The sequence below is a fragment of the Lewinella sp. W8 genome, assembly GCF_004375085.3.
Taxonomy (GTDB): Bacteria; Bacteroidota; Bacteroidia; order Chitinophagales; family Saprospiraceae; genus Neolewinella.
This window is the reverse complement of sequence record NZ_SNAQ03000049.1, coordinates 1-1,418: the sequence shown is the minus strand read 5'-3', so window position 1 is coordinate 1,418 and position 1,418 is coordinate 1. Positions and strand designations below refer to the sequence as shown.

1 protein-coding gene is annotated in these 1,418 nt (G+C 48.0%); it reads left to right on the top strand.

Translation table 11 applies throughout. The annotated features are described in order from the left end of the window. Positions 1 to 275: 275 nt before the first annotated feature. Positions 276 to 1,346, top strand: a complete 1,071-nt coding sequence (locus E1J53_RS23785; RefSeq protein ID WP_134274846.1) for an IS110 family transposase — start codon at positions 276 to 278, stop codon at positions 1,344 to 1,346. The last annotated feature ends 72 nt before the right edge of the window (positions 1,347 to 1,418 follow it).

The window sequence follows — 1,418 nt, the reverse complement described above, 5'->3', positions numbered from 1 at the left end:
CACTCGACGGCTCATATGTTAGCATCAGGATTGGTAAAGGTGGTTTAGCTGACCATTATTTACGATCTTACTTCTAGCCAGATGCAGTTCACGCGACGGAATTACGGTGAGTGTCCTCACCCGTATCTCTACCGAGGAAGGACGCTCTGGTTAGAAGGCTTTTAGAGTCACAATAGCACTTAATTCAGTCGCATTGACGTGACTAGAAACGATAAAGCTATGAGGCAAGACGACGGAAGTTCTTTGATTTTTTCGTTTACGCTTAAGTTTCCCTTATGCAAGTCATCGTTCTCAACGCCGGCATCGATATTTCTCAGGATCACTTTGATGCCTACCTGCAATATTTGTTTTCGGATCGGTCCGTTAAAAAAGCGGGACAGCGACGTTTCAAGAATTCAGCCAAGGGTATTGCTTCGTTCATCGATTGGGTTGGCAAACGTAATCAGCTGAATACCGAAGTACGCTTCACTATGGAAGCTACTGGGCGCTACCATGAACAACTGGCCTATACGCTCTTCGAGGCGGATATGGCGGTCAGCATCGTACTTCCCAACCGGATCAAACACTTTGCCCGGAGCCTCAACCAATTCTCGAAAACGGATGCCATTGATGCCAAATTAATTGCCGCTTATGCTGCCACTCATTCCCCAGATTGCTGGCGTCCGGCAAGCCCATCCATGCGTCAACTTCGGGAATACACCCGTGAGCGTCAGCGACTTACCAAACACAAAACAATGGCGCTCAATCAACTGCACGCCGTAAAGAAGAGTCGTCACCCATCCAGCAGGACCATTGATCGACTCCAGGAACAGATTGCACTTTACGAAAATCAAATCGAGGGGATTGAACAAGATATTGCCCAAATGAGACAAGAGGACCATCAGCTCAACGAAAACGTTAAGTTGCTTACTTCGATACCCCACATCGGGTGGCTGACCGCTTGTATAATCCTGGCCGAAACGGGAGGCTTTGCCCTTTTCGAAAGCCGTAGCCAGCTGATCAAATACGCTGGTTTGGACATCGTCGAGAAAATGTCAGGTTCTTCTATCAACGGAAAAGGAAGATTGTCTAAACGGGGAAATAGTCACCTCCGATCAGCGCCTTACATGTCGGCCATCGGAGCATGCGCCAAGGATACCGTCTTCAGCCAGACTTATCACCGACACTTAGAAAAGCACGGCGTCAAAGCCAAAGCAGTGGCCGCTACTTTACGACAGCTCCTTAAAGTGGCCTATGGTGTGTACAAATCAAGGCAACCGTATAACGAGAAAGTTCACCGGCTAAGGATCCAAAATGAAGTAGGCGAACCTCTCAGTCCGCCTACAGTAGCTCACTCAGTAAACTGAGCGGCTTTTTGATCCCTCAAGGTAAAAAACTTCTCACTTTACTTGGTTTTTATCATAGCACCTCGGAGGAGC